General features: G+C 70.3%; 16 protein-coding genes. 4 read left to right on the top strand and 12 right to left on the bottom strand.

Annotation, left to right across the window (positions count from 1 at the left end; translation table 11 throughout):
* Positions 1-141: 141 nt before the first annotated feature.
* From AB0H88_RS13020 to AB0H88_RS13000, 5 genes are all read right to left on the bottom strand, one after another.
* Positions 142-894 (bottom strand): alpha/beta fold hydrolase, encoded by a 753-nt coding sequence (locus AB0H88_RS13020; RefSeq protein WP_357643790.1) that lies wholly within the window; start codon positions 892-894, stop codon positions 142-144.
* A 110-nt stretch (positions 895-1,004) separates the two neighbouring features.
* A complete protein-coding gene (locus AB0H88_RS13015) occupies positions 1,005-3,482 on the bottom strand; it encodes a LuxR C-terminal-related transcriptional regulator (protein ID WP_357643788.1) in 2,478 nt (825 codons plus the stop codon).
* A 28-nt stretch (positions 3,483-3,510) separates the two neighbouring features.
* A complete protein-coding gene (locus AB0H88_RS13010) occupies positions 3,511-3,942 on the bottom strand; it encodes an AMP-binding protein (protein ID WP_357643786.1) in 432 nt (143 codons plus the stop codon).
* A 56-nt stretch (positions 3,943-3,998) separates the two neighbouring features.
* Positions 3,999-6,431: a LuxR C-terminal-related transcriptional regulator gene (locus AB0H88_RS13005; protein WP_357643784.1), complete on the bottom strand. Its 2,433-nt coding sequence runs from the start codon at positions 6,429-6,431 to the stop codon at positions 3,999-4,001.
* 53 nt (positions 6,432-6,484) lie between these two features.
* Positions 6,485-7,228, bottom strand: coding sequence for an AMP-binding protein (locus AB0H88_RS13000; protein ID WP_357643782.1), 744 nt, complete (start codon positions 7,226-7,228; stop codon positions 6,485-6,487).
* Positions 7,229-7,433: 205 nt separating this feature from the next.
* Here AB0H88_RS13000 and typA point away from each other — a divergent pair, with 205 nt between their 5' ends.
* Together typA and AB0H88_RS12990 are read left to right on the top strand one after the other, a co-directional pair.
* Positions 7,434-9,284: a translational GTPase TypA gene (gene typA, locus AB0H88_RS12995; RefSeq protein WP_357643780.1), complete on the top strand. Its 1,851-nt coding sequence runs from the start codon at positions 7,434-7,436 to the stop codon at positions 9,282-9,284.
* A 115-nt stretch (positions 9,285-9,399) separates the two neighbouring features.
* Positions 9,400-11,937 (top strand): hypothetical protein, encoded by a 2,538-nt coding sequence (locus AB0H88_RS12990; protein ID WP_357643778.1) that lies wholly within the window; start codon positions 9,400-9,402, stop codon positions 11,935-11,937.
* Here AB0H88_RS12990 and AB0H88_RS12985 read toward each other — a convergent pair.
* The 5 genes from AB0H88_RS12985 to AB0H88_RS12965 form a co-directional block, all read right to left on the bottom strand.
* Positions 11,903-13,468: a DUF2079 domain-containing protein gene (locus AB0H88_RS12985; protein WP_357643776.1), complete on the bottom strand. Its 1,566-nt coding sequence runs from the start codon at positions 13,466-13,468 to the stop codon at positions 11,903-11,905. The two genes, AB0H88_RS12990 and AB0H88_RS12985, sit on opposite strands and share 35 nt — an antisense overlap.
* Before the next feature lie 20 nt (positions 13,469-13,488).
* A complete protein-coding gene (locus AB0H88_RS12980; protein WP_357643774.1) occupies positions 13,489-14,139 on the bottom strand; it encodes a DUF2461 domain-containing protein in 651 nt (216 codons plus the stop codon).
* Between the two features lie 47 nt (positions 14,140-14,186).
* Complete coding sequence (locus tag AB0H88_RS12975; protein WP_357643772.1) at positions 14,187-14,978, bottom strand: polysaccharide deacetylase family protein; 792 nt, start codon at positions 14,976-14,978, stop codon at positions 14,187-14,189.
* A 27-nt stretch (positions 14,979-15,005) separates the two neighbouring features.
* Positions 15,006-15,311, bottom strand: a complete 306-nt coding sequence (locus tag AB0H88_RS12970) for a hypothetical protein (RefSeq protein ID WP_357643770.1) — start codon at positions 15,309-15,311, stop codon at positions 15,006-15,008.
* 174 nt (positions 15,312-15,485) lie between these two features.
* Entirely contained in the window at positions 15,486-16,061 is a 576-nt protein-coding gene (locus AB0H88_RS12965) for an XRE family transcriptional regulator (protein ID WP_357643768.1), read from the bottom strand.
* Between the two features lie 89 nt (positions 16,062-16,150).
* Here AB0H88_RS12965 and AB0H88_RS12960 point away from each other — a divergent pair, with 89 nt between their 5' ends.
* Positions 16,151-16,984: a DMT family transporter gene (locus AB0H88_RS12960; RefSeq protein WP_357643766.1), complete on the top strand. Its 834-nt coding sequence runs from the start codon at positions 16,151-16,153 to the stop codon at positions 16,982-16,984.
* Between the two features lie 418 nt (positions 16,985-17,402).
* On the opposite strand, the gene AB0H88_RS12955 is transcribed toward AB0H88_RS12960, so the two are convergent.
* Entirely contained in the window at positions 17,403-17,987 is a 585-nt protein-coding gene (locus AB0H88_RS12955) for a sigma-70 family RNA polymerase sigma factor (protein ID WP_225291958.1), read from the bottom strand.
* Positions 17,988-18,230: 243 nt separating this feature from the next.
* Here AB0H88_RS12955 and AB0H88_RS12950 point away from each other — a divergent pair, with 243 nt between their 5' ends.
* Entirely contained in the window at positions 18,231-19,307 is a 1,077-nt protein-coding gene (locus AB0H88_RS12950) for a PLP-dependent cysteine synthase family protein (RefSeq protein ID WP_357643764.1), read from the top strand.
* 129 nt (positions 19,308-19,436) lie between these two features.
* Here AB0H88_RS12950 and AB0H88_RS12945 read toward each other — a convergent pair whose 3' ends face one another.
* Entirely contained in the window at positions 19,437-20,405 is a 969-nt protein-coding gene (locus AB0H88_RS12945; protein ID WP_357643762.1) for an iron-siderophore ABC transporter substrate-binding protein, read from the bottom strand.
* Positions 20,406-20,538 lie beyond the last annotated feature (133 nt).

The following is a 20,538-nucleotide window of genomic DNA, read 5'->3' as shown; positions in this document are numbered from 1 at the left end:
CCCAGCGCGCCCCCGCAACGCTTGGTGTGCTCTCCGCTACTCCACGAAGTATGTCCTACGTCCACCGCCTCGACGGTTTCCTTCCCGTAGGACTTTCTCCCGGTGGATTTCTTCCTTACGCCCTAGATAGACGTCTATTACTCAGAAAAGGTTCGTACTGATCCACTTTCCGATTCGGCGGATGAGTTCCGGGGTCGCGGCGGACTCCGCGTGGCCGTAGCCCCGCTCGATCCAGAGCCTCTTGGGCTCGCGGGCGCCCGCGTAGAGCTGGTGCGCGTGTTCGAGCGGGAAGAAGGCGTCGGCGTCGCCGTGGACGATCAGCAGCGGCGTCGGGGAGATCAGCGCGGCGGCCTCGTGGGGCGGCACCGGAATCGGGTTCCACGCGCCGCGGGCGATCCTGGTGCGCTTGGCCATCCTGGCCGCCCACCGGCCGATCGGCTGCTCGATGGCCCAGTGCACCTGGCGCATCGGCTTGGTGCCGCGGTAGTGCCAGCGGGCCGGGCCGCTCACCGACACCACCGCGTCGATACCGCCGAGCAGTCCCGCGTGGCGTACGGCCACGGCGGCCCCCATGGAGAAGCCGACCACGGCGACCTTGGAATAGCCGATCACCCGCGCGTGCCGTACGGCGGCGTCGACGTCGAGGATCTCCTTGTCCCCCACGGTGGACTCGCCACCGGACCGGCCGTGCCCCCGGAAGTCCAACGCGAGCACGCCGCCGTAGCCGCTCAGCACATGCGCGATGCGCCGCGTGGCCGGGTCGCGCCACGAGCCGGTGAACCCGTGCGCCACCACGATGGCGAGGCCGGAGTGGGTGGACGGGGTGTGCGCGGCGTCGATGCGGACGCCGTCCTCGGTACGGAGCATGACCGGGAAGTTTGGAGCGAGCGGCATGTTCCCGAGCTTATGGTCACCGGTTGTCGAGGCCGTGTTCGGCCGCCCATACCGCGCTTATGGTCACCGGTTGTCGAGGCCGTGTTCGGCCGCCCATACCGCGCTTATGGTCACCGGTTGTCGAGGCCGTGTTCGGCGGCCCATACCGCGATCTGGGCGCGCGAACCGAAGCCGAGCTTCTCCATGATGTTGGCCACGTGCCTGGCGACCGTGGCGGGACTGATCACCAGCTGCGCCGCGACGGCCCGGTTGCTCAGGCCCTCGGTCAGCAGCCCGGCGATCTCCCGCTCGCGCGCCGTCAGCGTCGCGTAGCGCGGCTCGCGGACGGCCGGGCCCGGCGAGGACACGAACAGCGTGGCGGGCAGGGACGGGAGCAGGGCGGCGGGCTCGCGAACGTCGCCGGCATCGGCCTTCTGGTCGAGGATCCACCGGGCCACCGCACCGGGCTCCTGTGCGATCCCACTGGCCCAGAGCAGCGCCACCCGGCCCTCGCCGAGCTTGTCGCGGGCGAGTGAGAGCAGCTCCTGGGTGCGGGCCGGGGCGTCGTGCTGGCCGATCGACTCGCGCAACGCGCTCGCCGCCGCGGCCGCGACGACGGCCCCGTCCAGATCGCCCTCGGCCTGCGCCAGCACGGACAGGGCGACCAGTGCGCGGACGACGCCGCTGCGCCGGCCGGTCTGCGTGCTCAGCACCAGGCTGGCGGCCAGGCTGCGCCGGGCGGCGGGGAAGTCGTGCAGCCTGGCCGCCACCCTGCCGACCTTGGCCTGGCAGCGGGCCAGCTCGACCCGGTTGTCGAGCTCCTCGAGGATGGGCAGCGCCGCCGTGTGGTGCCGCATGGCGGCCGCCAGGTCGCCCCTGGCCTCGGCCACCGCGCCCAGGTGGGTCAGGGCCCTGGCCAGGGTCCAGTGGTGGCCGGTCTCCACGGCCAGGGCCAGCGCCTCCTCGCCGAAGCGCTGCGCCTGGCGCGGCTGCCCCTGGAAGAGCGCCAGGTTGAGCCGGGCGATGCGGGCGGTCGTCAGGTTGAACAGGTCGTCGTGCTCGGCGGCCGCCACTTCGAGCTCGCGCAGGTAGCGCAGGGCCGTGCCGGTCTGGCCGGTGCGGAAGAAGACGGTCAGGGCCACGCCGTAGGTGACGCCGAGCCAGTGCGTATAGGGGTGCCGCCGCTGCTCCTCGATGCTCTCCTCGATGAGCGCCGCGGCCCGCTCCAGCTCGTCGCGCGTTTCGAGCCCGTAGGCGAGGCCGCCCTTGGCCACGCCGATCAGCTGGTCGGGCACGCCCGCCAGGTCGAGGCCGAGCAGCCGTTCGTACCAGCCGACGCCCTCCCCCAGATCGCCGCGCACCGCCAGGATGGTCAGCGCCGCGTGAGCCAGCCGCAGCCCCAGCTCGGCACTGCCGGACTCGGCGGCCCAGTCGATCGCCGCCCGGCAGTCGTCGAGCAGGCGGCGCCCCCTGGCGAAGTGGACGGCGCGGGCCGGCCACGACAGCCGGCGGCCGAGCGGACCGGCCTCGTGGCAGCGCTCCATCTCGGCGCAGATCACCTTGAGGTGGCCGCCGCGCAGCCGCGCCTCCTCGCCCGCCTCGCGCAATCGCTCGGCGGCGTAGTGCCTGATGGTGTCGAGCAGGTGGTAGCGGCCGCCGTCGCCGTGGTGGAGCACCAGTGACTTGTCGACCAGGCCGCTGAGCACGTCGAGCACCTCGCCGCGGCCGAGCAGGTCGCCGTCGGCGCACACCTGCTCGGCCAGGTCGAGGTCGAAGCGCCCGGCGAACACCGACAGCCGCCGCAGCAGCACCCGCTCCTTGCGGGCGAGCAGGTCGTGACTCCACTCGACCGTGGCCAGCAGCGTGCGCTGGCGGGCGTGGGCGGTGCGGTCGCCGGTGGTCAGCAGCTTGAACCGGTCACCGATCCGGTCGGCGATGCGCCCCGGGCTGAGCAGGCTGCTGCGGGCCGCGGCCAGTTCCAGCGCGAGCGGCAGGCCGTCGAGCGCCCGGCACAGCCGGATGACGTCGGGCATGCTGTCGGTCACGGCGCGGGCTCCGGCCGCGGCCGCCCGCTCGACGAAGAACAGCACCGACTCGGCGTCGGGATGCCGCTCGTCGGGCAGGTCGAGCGGCGGCACCCGCCAGATCAGCTCGCCGGGGATGCGCAGCGGCTCGCGGCTGGTGAGCAGGAATCTCAGCTCGGGGCAGTCGGCGAGCAGGCCGGCGACCAGCTCGGCGCACGGCTCGACGAGGTGCTCGCAGTTGTCGAGCAGGAGCAGCGTCCTGGTGCCGCGCAGCCGGATCCGGAGCCCGTCGAGCAGCCGTTCGGAGCCTTCCTCGCGGACGCCGAGCACGTCGGCCATCTCCTTCACGATCAGCTCGGGGTCGCTGACGCGGGCGAGCTGGACCAGCCACACGCCGTCGGTGAAGCCGGGCAGGGCGCTGGCCGCGACCCGCAGCGACAGGCGGGTCTTGCCGATGCCGCCCACCCCGCTGAGCGTGACCACGCGCTCGCCGCGGACCAGCGCGCACAGCTCGGCCACGTCGCGCGCCCGTCCGACGAAGCGGTTGGGTTCGGCGGGGAGGTTGTGCTGGACTTGCGCAGTCATGAAAGAGGTCCAAGTGTTGGCGGGAGGATCACACTCCCTCACAGTCTCCCTTGGTTCGCCGCCCGGTGGGATCACTTTCCGTGCAGATCTCGTGACTGACCGGATACGAATGTAGCTCCGCGACGCTCACCACCATGCGTACCCGTGACTCTCGCGCCGCGTTCATCGCCCGCGGCAGGTCGGAGATCATCAAGCGGGCCCGGCTGGCCATGATCCGATCCCGTAGTCTGCCCTCGTCGAGCTCCGCCGGGACCGGCCAGGCGATCCCGCCGACGGCTATCACCGCGTCGGTCGCCACGAGCAGATCGGGACCGACGGTCAGGCAGATGAGCACCGTGTCGCCCGCGCGCACGCCCCGGCGCCGCAGCTGGACGGTCGCGGCGGCCGACCTCTCGTCCAGTTGCCCCTCGGTGAGACACAGACCGGTGCCAGAGTCCACCATCACGATGCGCTCCTCCATGGCGCCCACGCTATGGAGGGCATCTCATGCACACATGGGGAGGAATATGCAGATCGCTATGCAGAACCGCGCGGCTGCTCGGCCGCCCACACGGCGATCTGAGCGCGCGAGGTGTAGCCCAGCTTCTCCATGATGTTGGCGATGTGTCTGGCCACGGTCGCGGGGCTGATGACGAGCTCCTCGGCGATGGCCCGGTTGGACAGGCCCCTGGTCAGCAGGACCGCGATCTCCTGCTCGCGGGCGGTCAGCAGCGAGTGCCTGACGGGCTCGGCCACCACCGGCCCGTCTGGGACCGGACCGGCCGGGACCGGCCGCTCGCCCGCGAGGACCTGGCGGGCGGCGTCGTCGGGGCTCATCGTCCTGCCCCGTGACCAGAGCGTCGCGGTGCGACCTTCGCCGAGCTTGGCGCGGGCGCGGGTGAGCAGCTCCTCGATGCGGATCGTGGCGGAGTGCTGGCCCATCGACTCGCGCAGCGCGGTGGCCGAGGCGGCGGCCAGTACGGAGCTCTCCAGGTCCCCTTCGGCCTCCGCCAGCACCGACAGGCTCACCAGGCAGCGGGCCACGCTCTGACGCTGCCCGGTCTGCCTGCTCAGCGTCAGGCTCGCGGCCAGCCGCTCCCTGGCCACCTCGAACTCGTGCAGCAGCGCCGCGACCCGGCCGATCCTGGCCAGGCAGCGGGCCAGCTCGATGGTGCCGTCGAGCTCCTCCAGCCACGGGACCGCCAGCTCGTACTGGGCCATCGCCTTCACCAGATCGCCGCGCGCCTCGGCGACCGCGCCGAGCTGTGTCGCGGTCCTGGCCAGCAGCCAGCGGTGCCCGTGCTGGCGGGCCTTGGCCACTGCCTCCTCGCCGTGACACTGGGCCTCGCGCAGCCGGCCGCGGGTGAGCGCGACCGCCGACAGGCCGGCCAGCCCGGCCGCCTGGTTCCACTGGTCGCCGGAGGCGATGGCCAGGGCCAGGCCGGTCTCGGCGTGGTGCAGCGCCTCGTCGCCTCGTCCGATGCGCAGCAGCACCACGACCGACAGGCTGTGCATGACGCAGCTGGTGAAGACGTTGTCGGCGCCCAGGCCCGTCAGGCTGGCCGTGGCGTACTCCAGCGAACGGGCCAGCTCGTCGCGGCCCTCCAGGCCGTAGGCCAGGTACGCGTGGGCATGCGCGATCTGCTCGTCGGGCACCTGGGTCAGGTCGAGGGCCAGCAGGCGTTCCACCCAGCCGACGATCTCGGCCGGGTTGACGCTGCTGACCGGGAGCAGGCTGGTGCTGTAGGCGCACAGGCGCAGGCCCAGCGGCGCGTTACCGGACTCGATCGCCCAGTCGAGCGCGGCCCGCTGGTCGTCCACCAGGCTCCTGCTGGCGGTCAGCGCGGCCAGCCGCACCGGCCACGGCAGGTCGGGCTCGACCATCTCCGTGCCGAAGTGGCGCAGCTGGAGCTCGCACAGCACCTCCAGGTGCCGGTCGCGCAGCACCTCCCGCTCGGCCGCCTCCGCCAGCCGCTCGGCCGCGTAGTGCTTGATGGTCTCCAGCAGCCGGTAGCGCCTGCGCTCCTCGTCGCACAGCACGAGGGACTTGTCGACCAGGGCGCCGAGCAGGTCGACGATCTCCGCCTCGGAGATGGGCCGGTCGGCGCAGATCTGCTCGGCGAGTTCGAGGTCGAAGGACCCGGCGAACACCGACAGTCTGCGCAGCAGCACCTGCTCCTTGGCCGAGAGCAGGTCGTAGCTCCATTCGACCGCGGCCAGCAGCGTGCGCTGCCTGGGCGGCGCCGTACGGCCGCCGGTGGTGAGCAACGAGAAGCGGCCGTCGATCCGATCAACGATCTGCCCGGGGCTGAGCAGGCTGGTGCGGGCCGCGGCCAGCTCCAGCGCGAGCGGCAGCCCGTCGAGCGCCCGGCACAGCCGTATGACGTCGCCCAGGCTCGCCTGGCTCAGCCGGGTGCCCGCGGCGGTGGCGCGGTCGATGAAGAGCAGCACGGACTCGGCGTCGGGATGCCGCTCGTCGGGCAGGTCGAGCGGCGGCACCCGCCAGACCAGCTCACTGGCGATGCGCAGCGGCTCGCGGCTGGTGGCCAGGATGCCGAGGCCCCGGCACGCCGCGACGAGCTCGGCGGCCACTTGCGCGCACTGGTCGACCAGGTGCTCGCAGTTGTCCAGCAGCAGCAGGGCGGGCGTGTCGCGCAGCCGGGCCGCCACCGTGTCGAGCAGCGGGCGGGTGCCTTCCTCATGGATGCCGACGGCCCGGCCGATCTCCTGAAGGATCAGCTCGCCCCGGGTGAGCCTGGCCAGCTCCACCAGCCACACGCCGCCCGGGTAGGAGGGCACCAGGCGGGCGGCGACCCGCAGCGCCAGGCGGGTCTTGCCGATGCCGCCGACCCCGCACAACGTGACCACGCGCGTCTCACCCAGCAGCCCGCACAGGTCGTCGACGTCGCGCTCGCGACCCACGAACCTGTTGGGCTCGGCCGGAAGATTATGCCTGGGGGGCTCGGACATTGTGGTCACCCTGCGTCGCGGAAGGATCACACTCTCCCACAGTGTCGCACTTTTCACCGGCCGAGCGAGCTGACGATGGCCCTTTCGTCCACAACGCGCAACGTCGGATCGCCGAGCAGGCGTCTGACCACCTCATTCGGCGCGATCACCAGGGTGGCCGCGTGCACGTGCGCGAGCACGCGGCAGCCGATCAGGCTCGGTTCGTGCGCGATGACCACGTGGGCGCCCGACATCAACGCCAGATCGAGCACCCGCAGCCCCTTGAGCGGATCGCTGACCGCGGCGAGCACGACGTCGTCCTCGCTGACCAGCAGCCGCGACGACAGGCTGCGCAGGTCCGACGCCAGCTCGTCGTGGTCGTAGACGTATTCGCCGCCGACGCTCAGCGCGGGGCCGGCCAGCGGCCCGAACTGGACCGAACGCTCACCCAGCAGGTCGCTGAACGGAAGCTCCCCTGGCATCGGCTCGAAGGTGAAGACCTTCTGAACATCCACCGCGAGCGGGTCGTAGCCGCGCTGGGCGATCATCATGCGAGCGGTCCCGGAGGCTCCGAGCACCGCCACTCCCCCGGACCAGGCGACGGAGTGGACGGCGATGGCGAACCCCACCCCGAGCGGCATGTCGACGATCACGCGGTCGCCGTAGCGGAGACCGTGACGGCGCAGCCCCGCCGCCGCGTGCGTGACCTTCCGCGCGAACGCGTTGTACGACAGCACCTCTCCGGTTCTGACGTCACTGACCGCGGGCTGGTCGCCCTGTACGGGTGAGGCGCCCAGAACCAGCTCTGTCCAGGTCATGCCGCCAATGTAGGCATCCGGCCCCGGCCGGGACATGCGTAGAAATGTGCAACCCGCTATGTACGTCCGGCGCTCCGCGACGATGAAGCGCGTGCCTACGCCAGGCGACATCTCGTCCCGCTCCTGCCATCAGAGGGGATCAACTAGACTTATAAGGCCGCGACTTCGCGCGGTCGCCCCCACGATCACAGAGCGAGACGTCATCATGCCTTTGAACAGCCGCGACGACCTGCGGAACATCGCGATCATCGCGCACGTCGACCATGGCAAGACCACGCTGGTCGACGCCATGCTCTGGCAGTCCGGGGCGTTCCGCGCCAACCAGGACGTCGACGACCGTGTCATGGACTCCAACGACCTCGAGCGCGAGAAGGGCATCACCATTCTCGCGAAGAACACCGCCGTAAGTCACGGCGGCATGACCCTCAACATCATCGACACCCCCGGCCACGCCGACTTCGGCGGCGAGGTCGAGCGCGGCCTGTCGATGGTCGACGGTGTCGTGCTGCTGGTCGACGCGTCGGAGGGGCCGCTGCCGCAGACCCGCTTCGTGCTGCGCAAGGCCTTCGGCGCCAAGATGCCGGTCATCCTCTGCATCAACAAGGTCGACCGGCCCGACGCGCGCATCAAGGAGGTCGTGGACGAGGTCTACGAGCTCTTCATGGACCTCGACGCGACCGAGGAGCAGATCGACTTCCCGATCGTCTACGCCTCGGCCAAGGCGGGCCGCGCCTCCCTGAACCGTCCCGAGGACGGCGGCATGCCGGACGCCGAGGACCTGGAGCCGCTCTTCGACATCATCAAGTCGACGATCCCGGCGCCCACCTACGACCCCAACGCGCCGCTGCAGGCCCACGTCACCAACCTCGACGCCTCCTCCTACCTGGGCCGTATCGCGCTCTGCCGGATCCACCAGGGTGTGCTGCGCAAGGGCCAGCAGGTGGCCTGGTGCCGTACCGACGGCACGATCCAGCGGGTCAAGATCACCGAGCTGCTCATGACCGAGGCCCTGGAGCGCAAGCCGGCCGAGGAGGCCGGTCCCGGCGACATCATCGCGATCGCCGGCATCCCCGAGATCATGATCGGCGAGACGCTGGCCGACCCCGAGGACCCGCGCCCGCTGCCCCTCATCACGGTCGACGAGCCCGCCATCTCGATGACCATCGGCACCAACACCTCGCCGCTGGTCGGCAAGTCCAAGGGCTCGAAGGTCACCGCCCGCATGGTCAAGGACCGTCTGGAGAAGGAGCTCGTCGGCAACGTGTCGCTGCGCGTGCTTCCCACCGACCGGCCCGACGCCTGGGAGGTGCAGGGCCGTGGTGAGCTGGCGCTGGCCATCCTGGTCGAGCAGATGCGCCGCGAGGGCTACGAGCTGACCGTCGGCAAGCCGCAGGTGGTCACCAAGACCATCGACGGCAAGGTGCACGAGCCGGTCGAGCGCCTCACGGTCGACTGCCCGGAGGAATACCTGGGCGCGATCACGCAGCTGCTGGCCGTCCGCAAGGGCCGCATGGAGCACATGACCAACCACGGCACCGGCTGGATCCGGATGGAGTTCGTGGTGCCGGCGCGCGGCCTGATCGGCTTCCGCACCGAGTTCCTGACCGAGACGCGCGGCACCGGCCTGGTGCACCACGTCTTCGACTCCTACGAGCCGTGGTTCGGCGAGCTGCGCACCCGCAACAACGGCTCCCTGGTGGCCGACCGCTCCGGTCCCGTGACCCCTTTCGCCATGCTCAACCTGCAGGAGCGCGGCACGCTGTTCGTGTCGCCGACCACCGAGGTCTACGAGGGCATGATCGTCGGCGAGAACTCCCGGTCCGACGACATGGACGTCAACATCACCAAGGAGAAGAAGCTCACCAACATGCGCTCCTCCACCAGCGAGGAGACCGAGAAGGTGATCCCGCCGCGCAACCTGTCGCTGGAGCAGGCGCTGGAGTTCATCCGCGAGGACGAGTGCGTGGAGATCACCCCTGACCACGTGCGCATCCGCAAGGTGGTCCTCGACGCCTCCACGCGGGGCCGCTCCGTGGCTCGCGCCAAGCGCGCCTGACTCAGGCTCACCGACCACACCTGACTTCTTCCTGACATTCGGTAGAAGTCAGGTGTGACCACACCGTGACCGGAGTGGCGAGAACAACTGCCTCCACGAGTGAATCATCCACTCTGTGGGGAAGCTCCGGATGTTCATCGCGTTCGGGCTCGCGATGGTCTCGGCGGGAGCGATCGTCTGGTGCACGGTGGCGGCCAGGCCCGTGCCGCTGTCCACGCGGTCCGCGAGTCCCGTCGTGCCCGAACCATGGGAGCTGGACGGCCGGGGCGACCCGCGGGTGAAACTCGCCCGGCAGGCGACGACCGAGGTCCTGGTGACCAGGGCCGGCCCAGGTGACCTGCGCGCCGTGCCCGCGGGACGGCTCGACGAGCGGCAGCGCCAGGTGAAGGTGACCATCAAGCACCGGCTGCTCATGAACCGGGCCGACCCGCTGGTCGAGACGCTGCGGCAGGGCGGCAGCTTCCCCGCCGGCATCCGGCGGTTCACCGACGACGGGTTCGGGGCCGTCAAGGTGGGTGGCACCGTGCTGGCCCCGACCACGCGGCCGGCGCCGATCCTCACCACGTCCGCCGCCGGGCTGACCACGGCCGAGTTCCAGGTGACGTTGCTGCGGCAGTTCAGGCCCAGCGAGCTGATGACGTTCGACTTCAACGCCCCCAGCGCCAAGCCGCTCATCGTGAGCCAGCGGACGATCAGCCTGCTGCCGGGCGAGTGGACCGTGCTGCAGGCCGAAGGGCTCGATCCCGAGCGGGAGGAGCCGGAGCGCCTGCGGTTCACCGTCGGGTCGTACCTGGTGAAGGTGACGCTGGCCCAGGACTCCTACGGCTTCCCGGACGCGGAGGAGACGAACGACTTCTCGTGGACGGCCGGGCTCGGCGTGCTCACCGCGATCGCGCTGGCCGCCTTCCTGGCGCGCTCGCTCGGCCTGGCCTGGTGGAACCGGCCGCCCAACCGCGAGCTCCTCCTGGGGATCGCCCTGGTCACACCCCTGGTGCTGCTCCCGCTCCTGGCGCCGGACTGGCGGCCCTTGGCGTACGTGGCCCTGTTCCTCGCGCTGCCGGCGCTCACGGCGCGGCACGCGAGCCGGGCCCTGCCGACCAGCCCGCCGTGGACCACCCGCGACATGCTCGTGGTCACCGGGCTCGCCTGCCTCGTCGGCCTCGGCATGCTGTCCTGGTCGTGGCTGCACGAGCAGTTGCCCGCCCAGACGCTGCTGATCGGCTCCGTGGTCGCGGCCGTGACGGCCGCCGCGGCGGCGGTGGTGTTCAGCGTGGACCTGGGGGTCCGCGTGGTGATCGTCCGGCTGGCGGTGCTGGCGGCCGAGGCGGCGATCGGCCTGCTGGCGCTCGCCCTGTGGGGCCGGGCGCTGCTGACCGGGGTGTATCCGCCGGACAGCATCCGGCTGGTGCTGGCCCTCAGCTGGGCGGTGATCCCGGTCGCCGCCATCGCCGTGGCCACCAAGATGTGGACCCGCACCGCGGTCGTGGGCGCCGTTCTGGTGAGCCTGCTGGTGCAGGGCTGGCCGACGGAGTGGCTGGACAGCGGGTCGTGGAACCTGCCCTTCGGCGGCGCGGACGTGTCGAACATGCCGAAGATCGGCATCCTGCCGCTCGACCCGCTCGTACGCGGGGTACTCGGATTACTGCTGCTGGCGTTCGCGCTGCTGGTGCTCCGGCTCCGGCGCCTCGGCGGCTCGCTGGCCGCGCTCGACCACCCGGCGACGCACCCCACGGTGATCGCCTGCCTGATGGTGCTCTACCTCACCCCCAGGGGCAGCACCACGCTGACCGACGTCAACGTGGCGCTGCCGCAGCTGACGATCACCTCGATCGCCGCCTGGGTGACGGCCCGCTGGCTGCTCGTACGCCCCCACCCGGCCGTCGTCGAGCCGACCACCGCCGAGGAGCACCGGCAACTGGTCAGGGCCGCCCTGCACAAGCGGCTCCTGCTCATCTCCGAGCAGGAGCTCTATCGCATCGGCCGGGGCAAGCTGGGCGCCGGCGAGCTGACGATGACCGAGTTCGACACGCGGCGCCACGAGCTGGAGGCCGCGCTGGACGAGCACGGGCGGCACCCCGAGACGGCCCTGGCCACCGCCGCCGGCTGCACACCGTGGCACAACGGCGTGTACGCGTTCGTGATCAGCCTGCTGCTGAGCCTGCCCTTCGTGCTCGTGTTCGGCTGGCCGACGGGAGCCGACCTGAGCAGCTTCGTGTTCGACTCCCGCTACCTGCTGACGCTGCCCGCCTTCGGTTTCGTGTTCGGCTACTTCTATCCGCGCATCCGGGGCACCCAGCCGATGACCAAGGCGCTCCACCTGATGGCGGCGGCGTTGGTCACGGAGCTGTCGGCGTACCTGCCCACGCTGTTCGAGCCGGACATCGGGATGGCGGTCAAGGTGCAGGTGGTGGCCATCGTGGTGGGCGAGGTGGCGCTGGTCTGCATCGGGCTCGGGTTGTACTGGGAGTGGCGGGTCATGCACCTGGCCGGGGAGCCGTGGGCGCGGGTGCGCAACGTACGCAGCGTACGCAGCCTGGCCACGCCGCTGCTGGCCGTCGTCATCGCGGCGGGCACCACGGCGGCGACGTCGGCGGCGGGCCAGACCGTGGACCGCATCCTCAAGGGGGACCAGGTGTCCTCGGCCGGGCCGTAGCCGCCAGGACCACGTAGCCGTCCTGGGAGAAGCGCACCTCGTAGCCACTGGCGAGCAGGAGCCGTACGCGCTCGCGCTGCTCGGCCACGTCCACGAACGGGAAGGTCTTGCGCCCCACGTCGGCCACGACCCACGGCGCCCCGCGCCGCGTGCGGTCCCACAGCAGCACCCTGCTCCGTCCCGACAGGGCCGGCGCCAGGTTGTTGGCGGCCTCCACGAGCACCCCGTCGGGCACCACGGCGACGGCGGCGGCCGCGGCCCGCTCGCGGGCGTCGTGCCGGTAGGAGCCGGGGTCGGCCAGACCGGCCAGGGAGAAGAACGGCACGGAGACCAGCGCGAACCCGGCCACCCCCAGGGCCCAGACCCGCGTCACCCGATCCCCGAGGGCCGAGATCCGCGTCACCGGGTTTCCGCCTGCCGGCCCCGGAGCCTCGATTCGCGTCGCTGGGTCCCCTCCGGCCGCGTGGCGGGCGCGCAGGCGCCGGACGCCGTCCACTCCGGCCGCGAAGACCACCACCACGACGAAGGCGTTGTAGTGGTAGCCGGCCACCCACCAGTTGGGGAATGAGCTGGCCAGCATCCGCTCGGCCAGCAGCGGCACCGCCATGACCAGCAGCGGCGACAGCGGCGCCACCAGCAGCGTGACACCGAGCAGCAGGGCCAGCGTGACGAGCTTGACCGGCGGGCTGCCGAGCTGGGCCAGCACCGTGAGCGGATCGGTCAGGGCGGTGCGCGCGACGCCCCGCATGTCCGGCCCCAGCGCGCCGTACGCCCAGTAGTAGTCGGACCGGCCGCCGAACAGCGGGATGAGCACCTGCGACGCCAGCCACGTGTAGGCCGCCCCGCCGGCCACGAACGCGCCGCCCAGGACCCGCCGGCCGCGCTGGGTGAGCAGGACCAGCCCGAACCCGGCGACCAGCAGCCCCATGTCCTCCTTGACGCACAGCAGCGCCAGGGCGGCCGTCACCACGGCGAGGCGTTTGCCGGCCTGATGGCGTTCGAGCAGCACGGCGGTGAGCAGCGGCGCGAACGCCGCCTCGTGGAAGTCGAACGCCACGGTCTCCACCACGGGCCACGAGAGCGTGTAGGCCATGGCGACGAGATGCGCGGCGCCCGGCCCCAGCGCCCGCCGCGTGAACACCCACAGCGGGACCGCCGCCGCGGCCATCAGCACCGCCTGGGCGACCAGCAGCGTGGCCGGGCCGTCGAACAGCCAGTAGAGCGGGGCCAGGAGGGCGAGGATGGGCGACCAGTGATCGCCGAGGGTGGAGAAATCCGGGCCGAAGCCGTTGTGGACGCCCTTGACGATGGCTATCGGCAGGCGGAACTGGGAGTAGGAGCGCACGGCCTGGTCGAAGATCACCAGGTCGTAGGCGCCGGCCTTGAAGTTCGCCAGCTTGGTGAGGGAGAGAGTGGTGTAGAGGGCGGCCGCCGTGGCGGTGATCGCCGCCAGCGTGACGCGGTCGCGGCGCGTCCGGTCGCCCGTCTCGGCGGTGACCGTCGTCGCCGCGCCATCCCCGCGCGCCGTCACGATCTGTTGACCTCCCATGGTCAGCGGCGCGGCAACTCGCTGGCCCGTACATGGGCGCACATCCAGTCCACCAGCGGCCCGAAGGCCCGCCAGGTGTCGCGGACCCGGTCGAGGACCTCGGCGGTGTGGACCCACGGCTCGGGCTCCCACTGGCGGCCCGCGTGCAGGGACCTGTGGCGCAGCAGGTCGAGGCGGGGATGGTCCTCCGCGATGCCACGGGGACGGGTCTTGAGCCGGTCGCCGCCGACGACGTAGCCCCCGGCCCGCAAGGCCGTCACCATGTCCGCCAGCGGCTTGCCCGTCAGGTCCTCGTCTACCGCGGCGCGGTAGCGGGCCACCTGGTCGGACGCCTGGGTGTAGCAGCCGCCCGCCGCGAAGAGTCCGTCGGCGCCTACCTGGACGTAGAGGCCGATGCCGGGCGTGAGGTCGACGAAGGCGCCCTGATGGGTCTTGTACGGTGACTTGTCCTTGGCGAAGCGGACATCACGGTAGGGGCGGAACAGCTGGGCCTGGCCGAACTCCGCCGCCAGCTCCTCGGTGAGGGCGAGCATCGGCGCGCGCACCGCGTCCTCGTAGAAGTGCTTGTGGCGGGTGAAATATGTCTTGCTGTTGTCCGCCTCAAGGCCCTCGTAGAACACGAACGCCTCGTCGGGGAAACCGGTGAAACCCATGGGTCAAGAGTGCCACGGCCCGCCGACGGTTTGACGCGCCGCACGGCTCATCGGGCTTTGTACATCCGGGCGGTGTACATCCGGCCCGGCGCCGGCGTCCTGCCGTACAACTCCGAGATGGTCACCGGCGTGCAGCCCTTCTTCGCCAGCAGGTCGAGCAGGGCGGGGACCGCCTGGACGGTGCTGCGGTGGATGTCGTGCATCAGCACGATCGACCCCACCGCCGACCTGCCCGCGCGCCTGGCCACGAGGGCGGGCACCCGGTCCTGCCAGTCCAGGGTATCGACGCTCCACAGGATCTGCGCCAGCCCCAGGCGCCGCGCCTCGGCGGCCACCCGGCGGTTCGTCGCACCGTACGGCGGGCGCATCACCCGCATCCGGACCCCGGTCACCCGCTCCACCAGGTCGTTCGTGTGCTTCAGCTGGAAGCGCAGCCCCTGGTCCGTCAACCCGGTGAGCGGTGGATGGTTCCACGTGTGGTTGCCGAGCTCGTGCCCCTCGGCCACGATGCGGCGTACGAGCTGGGCGCCCCCGCGCGCGGCGACCATCTGCCCGACGACGAAGAACGTGGCCCTGACCTTCCGGGCGCTCAGCAGGTCCAGCAGCTTGCCGGTGTAGTCGCCGGGCCCGTCGTCGAAGGTGAGCGCGACGCACTTCAGATGCCTGCAGTCGATCCTGCGGGCCGTCGGCCAGCCGGGCTGCATGGCCTCGAGCCGCCTGGCCAGCTTTTTCGGGTCGATGGGCGCCTGTGGGCGGGTCAGCTGGGGTTGGATCATCGGCCGGGGCCCGCATCCGGCCACCGCGACCAGCAATGCCAGGGATATCGCCCAGACCCGCATGGCGCCCTCCGAGAGCGTCTGCGGGGTTTACGGATATTCCTGTACCGGGTTACCCCGCAACTCCTTGGCCAGGTCCTCCCACCAGAGTGGGATATCGGCCCGCAGTTCGGTGTATCGACGCGCCACTCGTATGGCACATCCAACCGGATCCGTACCCAAATGCCGACGTTTCACGGGCCCTTCCTGCCAGCGGTAAAACCCGTCCCTGTAATGCACGACCAGGCCGATCCAGACCGAGACGGTGGCGTCGTCGCCCACCTCGTAGGCGCTGGTGACACCGAGACCGTGCAGCTCCGCGTAGAGCTTCTCCGTCGCCGTGCGCCCTTCGGTCACGCGCCACCCCCAGCTGACGTTTCGTCGCACACACCCGGATGTACCCACCATCCGGCATCAGCCGTCAAGGACATGCTGTAATCATCAAACTCCAGAAGGTGATCTGGAGGCTGTTCGACGTTATTTGGTCAGCCGCCCTCAATCGGTCAGCCGCCCTCAATCGGCCGGCCGCCCTCATTGGTCAGGCGCCTCTCTGGGCTCGGCGACCACCATCACCAGCCGGAGCTCCTCGGATCCCTGGTTGGCGTAGCGATGGGGCCTGTCGGCGGTGAAGAGCACGGCGGAGTCGGCCTTGACCACGTGGCTCCTGCCGTACACCGTGAGCGTCAGCTCGCCCGCCAGAACCGTCAGCATCTCGCGGGTGCCCGGCGGGTGGGCGTCACCGTCGTGGTGCCGGCCGGGCGCCAGCCGCCAGTCCCACAGCTCCAGGATCATCGGCGTATCGGCGCCGACCAGCAGCTTCGCCTGCACCTCGCCCTGGTCGAACGTGACCACGTCGGCCTTCTCGACGATCCGCACCACCGGCACGTCGGAGACCTCCACCAGCCTGGCCACGGTCACGCCCAGTGCGGAGGCGATCCGGGTGAGCGTGGAGACGCTGGGGTTGGTCCGGGCCTGCTCGACCTGGACCAGCATGCCTCTGCTCACTCCCGACCTGGCGGCCAGCGCGTCGAGCGTGAGCCCGCGGTGCGCGCGCTGGGCGCGCACGTTGTTGGCGATGGCCTGTGTGATCGTCTCCGGATCCTCCATACGGTGCAGTGTAGTGAAGGTGATTTGCACTGTGTTGTACTCTAATGCATTGTACTAGTAGTGCACTCTGATGAACTGGACGGTGGAGCATGCTCGCGGTGATCCTCGCGACGGCCTGCGCGGTGGTCTACGGCACGGCCGACTTCTTCGGCGGCCTGGCCACCCGCCGATCGCAGGTGTTCCCGGTCGTGGCGCTGTCGCAGCTCGCCGGCCTGGCCGTGATCCTCCTCCTGCTGCCCCTGCTTCCCGGCGTGTTCAGCGACGGGGCGCTGCTCTGGGGGCTGGGCGCGGGCGTGGCGGGCGCCGCCGGCCTGATGCTCTTCTACCGGGCACTCGCCACCGGCGTCATGTCGGTGGTGGCGCCCACGACCGCGGTCACGTCGGCCGGACTCCCCGTCATGTACGGCCTGGCGACCGGCGAGCGCCCCGAGCCCGTGGCGCTGGTCGGGGTGGTGCTGGCCCTCGGCTCCGTACTCCTGGTCAGCCAGGACCGCTCCGCCACCAAAAGCGGCTCGATCGGCTCGGTGCTCATCGCCCTGGCCGCGGGCGCCGCGTTCGGCGGCTTCTTCATCCTGCTCGCCCTGGCTCCCGACGACGGCGGTCTGTGGCCCCTGGTGGGGGCCAGAGTGTCCTCGGTGGCGCTGGTGGTGGCCCTCGCGGTGGCGACGCGGCGCACGCTGAAGCCGGCCGGCCGCTCGCTGCACATCATCATCGCGGCGGGCGTGCTCGACATGCTGGCCAACGTGCTGTACCTGGAAGCCAAGCAGCAGGGCCTGCTGAGCCTGGTGGCGGTGCTGGTGTCCCTCTATCCGGCGAGCACGCTGCTACTGGCCCGGCGGGTGCTGGGCGAGCGGCTGCACGCGATCCAGGTGGCGGGCGTCGCGTGCGCGCTCGGCGCGGTGGCGCTCATCGCGGTCGCCTGACGCGGCGCTTCGCTCGGCACGCCAAGTCGCCCGACGCGGCTCGTATGGGTTTCCGCAGTCGCTTGGCGCGTCGATTCGGCCGTCCGGCGCGGTGCCGTCCTCAGCCGTTGCGCGGATTGCAAGCGCTTGCTACGTTTCGGCCGTGCGCCCTGATCGGGCTCGTCCAGACCACGAGTCGTTCAAGTGTGGGTGAGCGGAAGGGAGATGGTCTGCGAGATCGCCGACCCGGGCGGCGCGCTCGATGACCCTTTACCGGGCTATATACCACCAGAGCCCGAATCCTCGAGAGGATACGGGCTCTGGATCAGCCGACAGCTCTGCGACTTCGTCGACCTTCGCGCCGAGAACGGAACACTCCGCGTACGGCTCCATATGGGGTTGGACGGCTGGGCGCGGCTCTGGGTGTGGGATCGGGCGGCTATGCGGCGCTCTGGGCCGGCACGCGCAGGGCGCCCTCTTCGCGGGCGTAGCCCTCCAGCATGCCGCGCAGCTGGCGGCGGCCCCGGTGCAGCCGGGACATGACCGTGCCGATCGGCGTGCCCATGCGCTCGGCGATCTCCTTATAGGCGAACCCCTCGACGTCGGCCAGGTAGACGGCGACGCGGAAGTCCTCCGGCAGGGAGCGCAGCGCGTTCATCACGACGTTGTCGGGCAGCCGTTCGATCGCCTCGGTCTCGGCCGACTTCAGGCCGGTCGAGCTGTGGGACTCGGCGGCGTGCAGCTGCCAGTCCTCGATCTCCTCGGCGGCGGCCAGCTTGGGCGAGCGCTGCTTCTTGCGATAGTCGTTGATGAAGTTGTTGGTGAGGATCCGGTGCAGCCAGGCCTTGAGGTTCGTGCCCTCACGGAACTGGTGGTACGAGGTATACGCCTTGGCCACGGTCTCCTGGACCAGGTCCTCTGCGTCGGCGGAGTTGCGGGTCAGGCGCATGGCGGAGGCGAACAGCTGCGACGTCACGGGCACGACGTCGCGCTCGAACCAGTCTTGTCGCTGTTCATCGGTCATGGTGATCAAATCATTCCCCCTTGCGCTATCCCCCATCTCGGCCAAGCCGCTGGCCTCGGTACCAGTTTCGCAATCGGCACGTAAGGGCCGCGTTAACGGTTCCGCCAGGTCAGAGAGGTTAAAGGTCCACCTGCTCGCGGCGTGCGTCATCACGTCCACGGCGGGACCAGTCTCATTAGCATAACACTATACCCCCAATTCCGCACTTAATGTGGCAAGGGTCACATGGGATAGCGTATAGACATGGATTTCGTGGATCGGCATGACATCGAGGCGCGACTGTGGGTGACGGAGGCGATTCGTAAAGTAGAAGCCGACGCCAACCGGAGCTGTGATACGCACCTCCATGTCTTTCCGCTTCCCCCGCACTGGGGGGTAAACCTCTACTTGAAAGACGAGTCAGTCCACCCCACTGGTTCACTCAAACATCGACTTGCTCGATCTCTCTTCCTGTACGGCCTGGCCAACGGCTGGATCGGGCCGGCCACCACGGTCGTGGAGGCGTCGAGCGGCTCGACGGCGGTCAGCGAGGCATATTTCGCCCGGCTCCTCGGTCTGGCCTTCATCGCGGTGATGCCCGCCTCCACGTCACCGGAGAAGATCGCGCTGATCGAGTTCTACGGCGGCAAGTGCCACCTGGTCGACGATCCCGGCACCATCTATGACGAGTCCCACCGCCTGGCGGCCGAGACGAACGGCCACTTCATGGACCAGTTCACCTACGCCGAGCGGGCCACGGACTGGCGGGGCAACAACAACATCGCCGAGTCGATCTACGCGCAGATGTCCATGGAGCCCCACCCGGAGCCCACCTGGATCGTGGTGGGCGCGGGCACGGGTGGCACCTCGTCGACCATCGGCCGCTACATCCGTTACCGCCGCCACCCCACGCGCCTCGCGGTGGCCGACCCGGAGGGCTCCGCCTTCTATCCGAGCTGGGTGTCGGGCGACACGTCCGTCACCGCCCGGGGCTCCCGCATCGAGGGTATCGGCCGGCCGAGGGTGGAGCCCTCGTTCCAGCCGATGGTCATCGACCGCATGATCACCGTTCCGGACGCCCGGTCGATCGCCGCCATGCACTGGGTCCACGAGGTGACGGGCCGCGACGTGGGCGGCTCCACCGGCACGAACGTGGCCGCCTGCGTGGACCTGATCCGCGAGATGCGCCGGACCGGCACCCAGGGCAGCATCGTCACCCTGATCTGCGACGGGGGCGAGCGCTACCGGGGCACCTACTGCGACCGGGACTGGCTCACCGCCCAGGGCCTGGACCTCGCACCCCACCTGGCAGACCTGCGTACGTTCCTGACGGCGAGCTGACCTCTCAGGAAGGCGCGCCGACCTCTCCGGGAGTGGTGTGGCCGGCCAGGAAGCGGTTGTGGCCGGCCAGCAAGTAGTCGTGGCCGGCCAGGAAGCGGTCGTGGCCGGTCAGCAAGTGGTCGTGGCCGGTCAGGAAGTGGTTGTCCTGGCCGGATCGACGGCGAAGAGCTTCGCCACGTCATCGAGGATCGCGTGGGCCCCCTGGATGCCGACCGCGCTCATCCAGGTCAGGTCGCTGACCTCGTGCTTCTCGCCCTTGAGTTTCCCCCACAGTGGGTTGCCCACGAACTTCTCCTTGGGCCCATCAGACGACGGATCCGGATATGTCGCGACAAAGAGGTGGTCCGCGTCCAGGTCCCCGATGCGCTCCTGGCTCACGTCCACCACGATCGCGTCCTGCTTGGTGGGCTGGCCCTCCGGGCGCGGGAAGCCGATGTCCTTCATCACGACCCCCGAGTAGGAGTTCTCGACGTACAGCCGCGTCGTCGGCTCCCCGGCGAACCTGACGATGGAGATGGTCGGCAGCCTCCCGTCCTTGTCCTTGATCTCGGTGCCGATCTTCGCGGCCCGCTCCTCGTACGACTTGATCGTCGCGTCGGCAAGCTGCTCCTGGCCCAGGGCCTGTCCCATGAGCCGGAGGTTGTCCTTCCAGATGGCGCCGGTGGTCTCACTGAAGACGGTCGGGGCGATCTTGGACAGCTTCTCGTAGAGAGCCGCGTGGCGGACCTTGGCCGAGACGATCAGGTCGGGCTTGAGCGCGATGATCTTCTCCAGGCTGGGCTGCTCCAGGGTGCCGACCGGGGTGGCCTCCTTGCCGTACTCGGCGGCGACGGAGCCCAGGTAATCAGGTAGCTTCGTGTCGATGGACCGGTAGGTGGTGTAGCCGATCACCGGCGTCCGCAGCGTCAGCACCGCGTCGACGAAGCTCTGGTCCAGAGCCACCACACGCTTGGGCCGCGCCGGGATCTCGGTCTCGCCCATCGCGTGCTTGACGACACGGAACGGCTGCGCCGGCTTCTGCCCGGCCGGAGTCGAAGAACCACAGGCGGCGAGCGCCCCCACAAGTACGGCCCCCACCAGAGCGCGCAACGGCCTCATCTGATCCCTTTCCCAGCAAACGTTAGGCAACCCTAATTAAGGTTAGCCCTGCCTAACCTGGCATACTTCACCAAGGTCGGGCAAATATTGCGAGGGAGCGCCGTCGTCTGGAGGAGGAGCCGGCGAGGGAGCG

The organism is Nonomuraea sp. NPDC050680 (genome assembly GCF_040654555.1).
Classification (GTDB): Bacteria; Actinomycetota; Actinomycetes; order Streptosporangiales; family Streptosporangiaceae; genus Nonomuraea.
Note: the sequence above shows the minus strand (reverse complement) of the source record. Positions and strands in the feature narration are given on the sequence as shown.

What these genes read in the sequence shown, in the direction of transcription:
- AB0H88_RS12950 (WP_357643764.1), top strand. Translation starts at nt 18,231, where the DNA reads ATGGATTTCGTGGATCGGCATGACATCGAGGCGCGACTGTGGGTGACG.
- AB0H88_RS13010 (WP_357643786.1), bottom strand. Translation starts at nt 3,942, where the DNA reads ATGGAGGAGCGCATCGTGATGGTGGACTCTGGCACCGGTCTGTGTCTC.
- AB0H88_RS12975 (WP_357643772.1), bottom strand. Translation starts at nt 14,978, where the DNA reads ATGCGGGTCTGGGCGATATCCCTGGCATTGCTGGTCGCGGTGGCCGGA.
- AB0H88_RS12960 (WP_357643766.1), top strand. Translation starts at nt 16,151, where the DNA reads ATGCTCGCGGTGATCCTCGCGACGGCCTGCGCGGTGGTCTACGGCACG.
- AB0H88_RS13005 (WP_357643784.1), bottom strand. Translation starts at nt 6,431, where the DNA reads ATGTCCGAGCCCCCCAGGCATAATCTTCCGGCCGAGCCCAACAGGTTC.
- AB0H88_RS13000 (WP_357643782.1), bottom strand. Translation starts at nt 7,228, where the DNA reads ATGACCTGGACAGAGCTGGTTCTGGGCGCCTCACCCGTACAGGGCGAC.
- AB0H88_RS13015 (WP_357643788.1), bottom strand. Translation starts at nt 3,482, where the DNA reads ATGACTGCGCAAGTCCAGCACAACCTCCCCGCCGAACCCAACCGCTTC.
- AB0H88_RS12955 (WP_225291958.1), bottom strand. Translation starts at nt 17,987, where the DNA reads ATGACCGATGAACAGCGACAAGACTGGTTCGAGCGCGACGTCGTGCCC.
- AB0H88_RS12965 (WP_357643768.1), bottom strand. Translation starts at nt 16,061, where the DNA reads ATGGAGGATCCGGAGACGATCACACAGGCCATCGCCAACAACGTGCGC.
- AB0H88_RS12980 (WP_357643774.1), bottom strand. Translation starts at nt 14,139, where the DNA reads ATGGGTTTCACCGGTTTCCCCGACGAGGCGTTCGTGTTCTACGAGGGC.
- AB0H88_RS13020 (WP_357643790.1), bottom strand. Translation starts at nt 894, where the DNA reads ATGCCGCTCGCTCCAAACTTCCCGGTCATGCTCCGTACCGAGGACGGC.
- typA (WP_357643780.1), top strand. Translation starts at nt 7,434, where the DNA reads ATGCCTTTGAACAGCCGCGACGACCTGCGGAACATCGCGATCATCGCG.
- AB0H88_RS12945 (WP_357643762.1), bottom strand. Translation starts at nt 20,405, where the DNA reads ATGAGGCCGTTGCGCGCTCTGGTGGGGGCCGTACTTGTGGGGGCGCTC.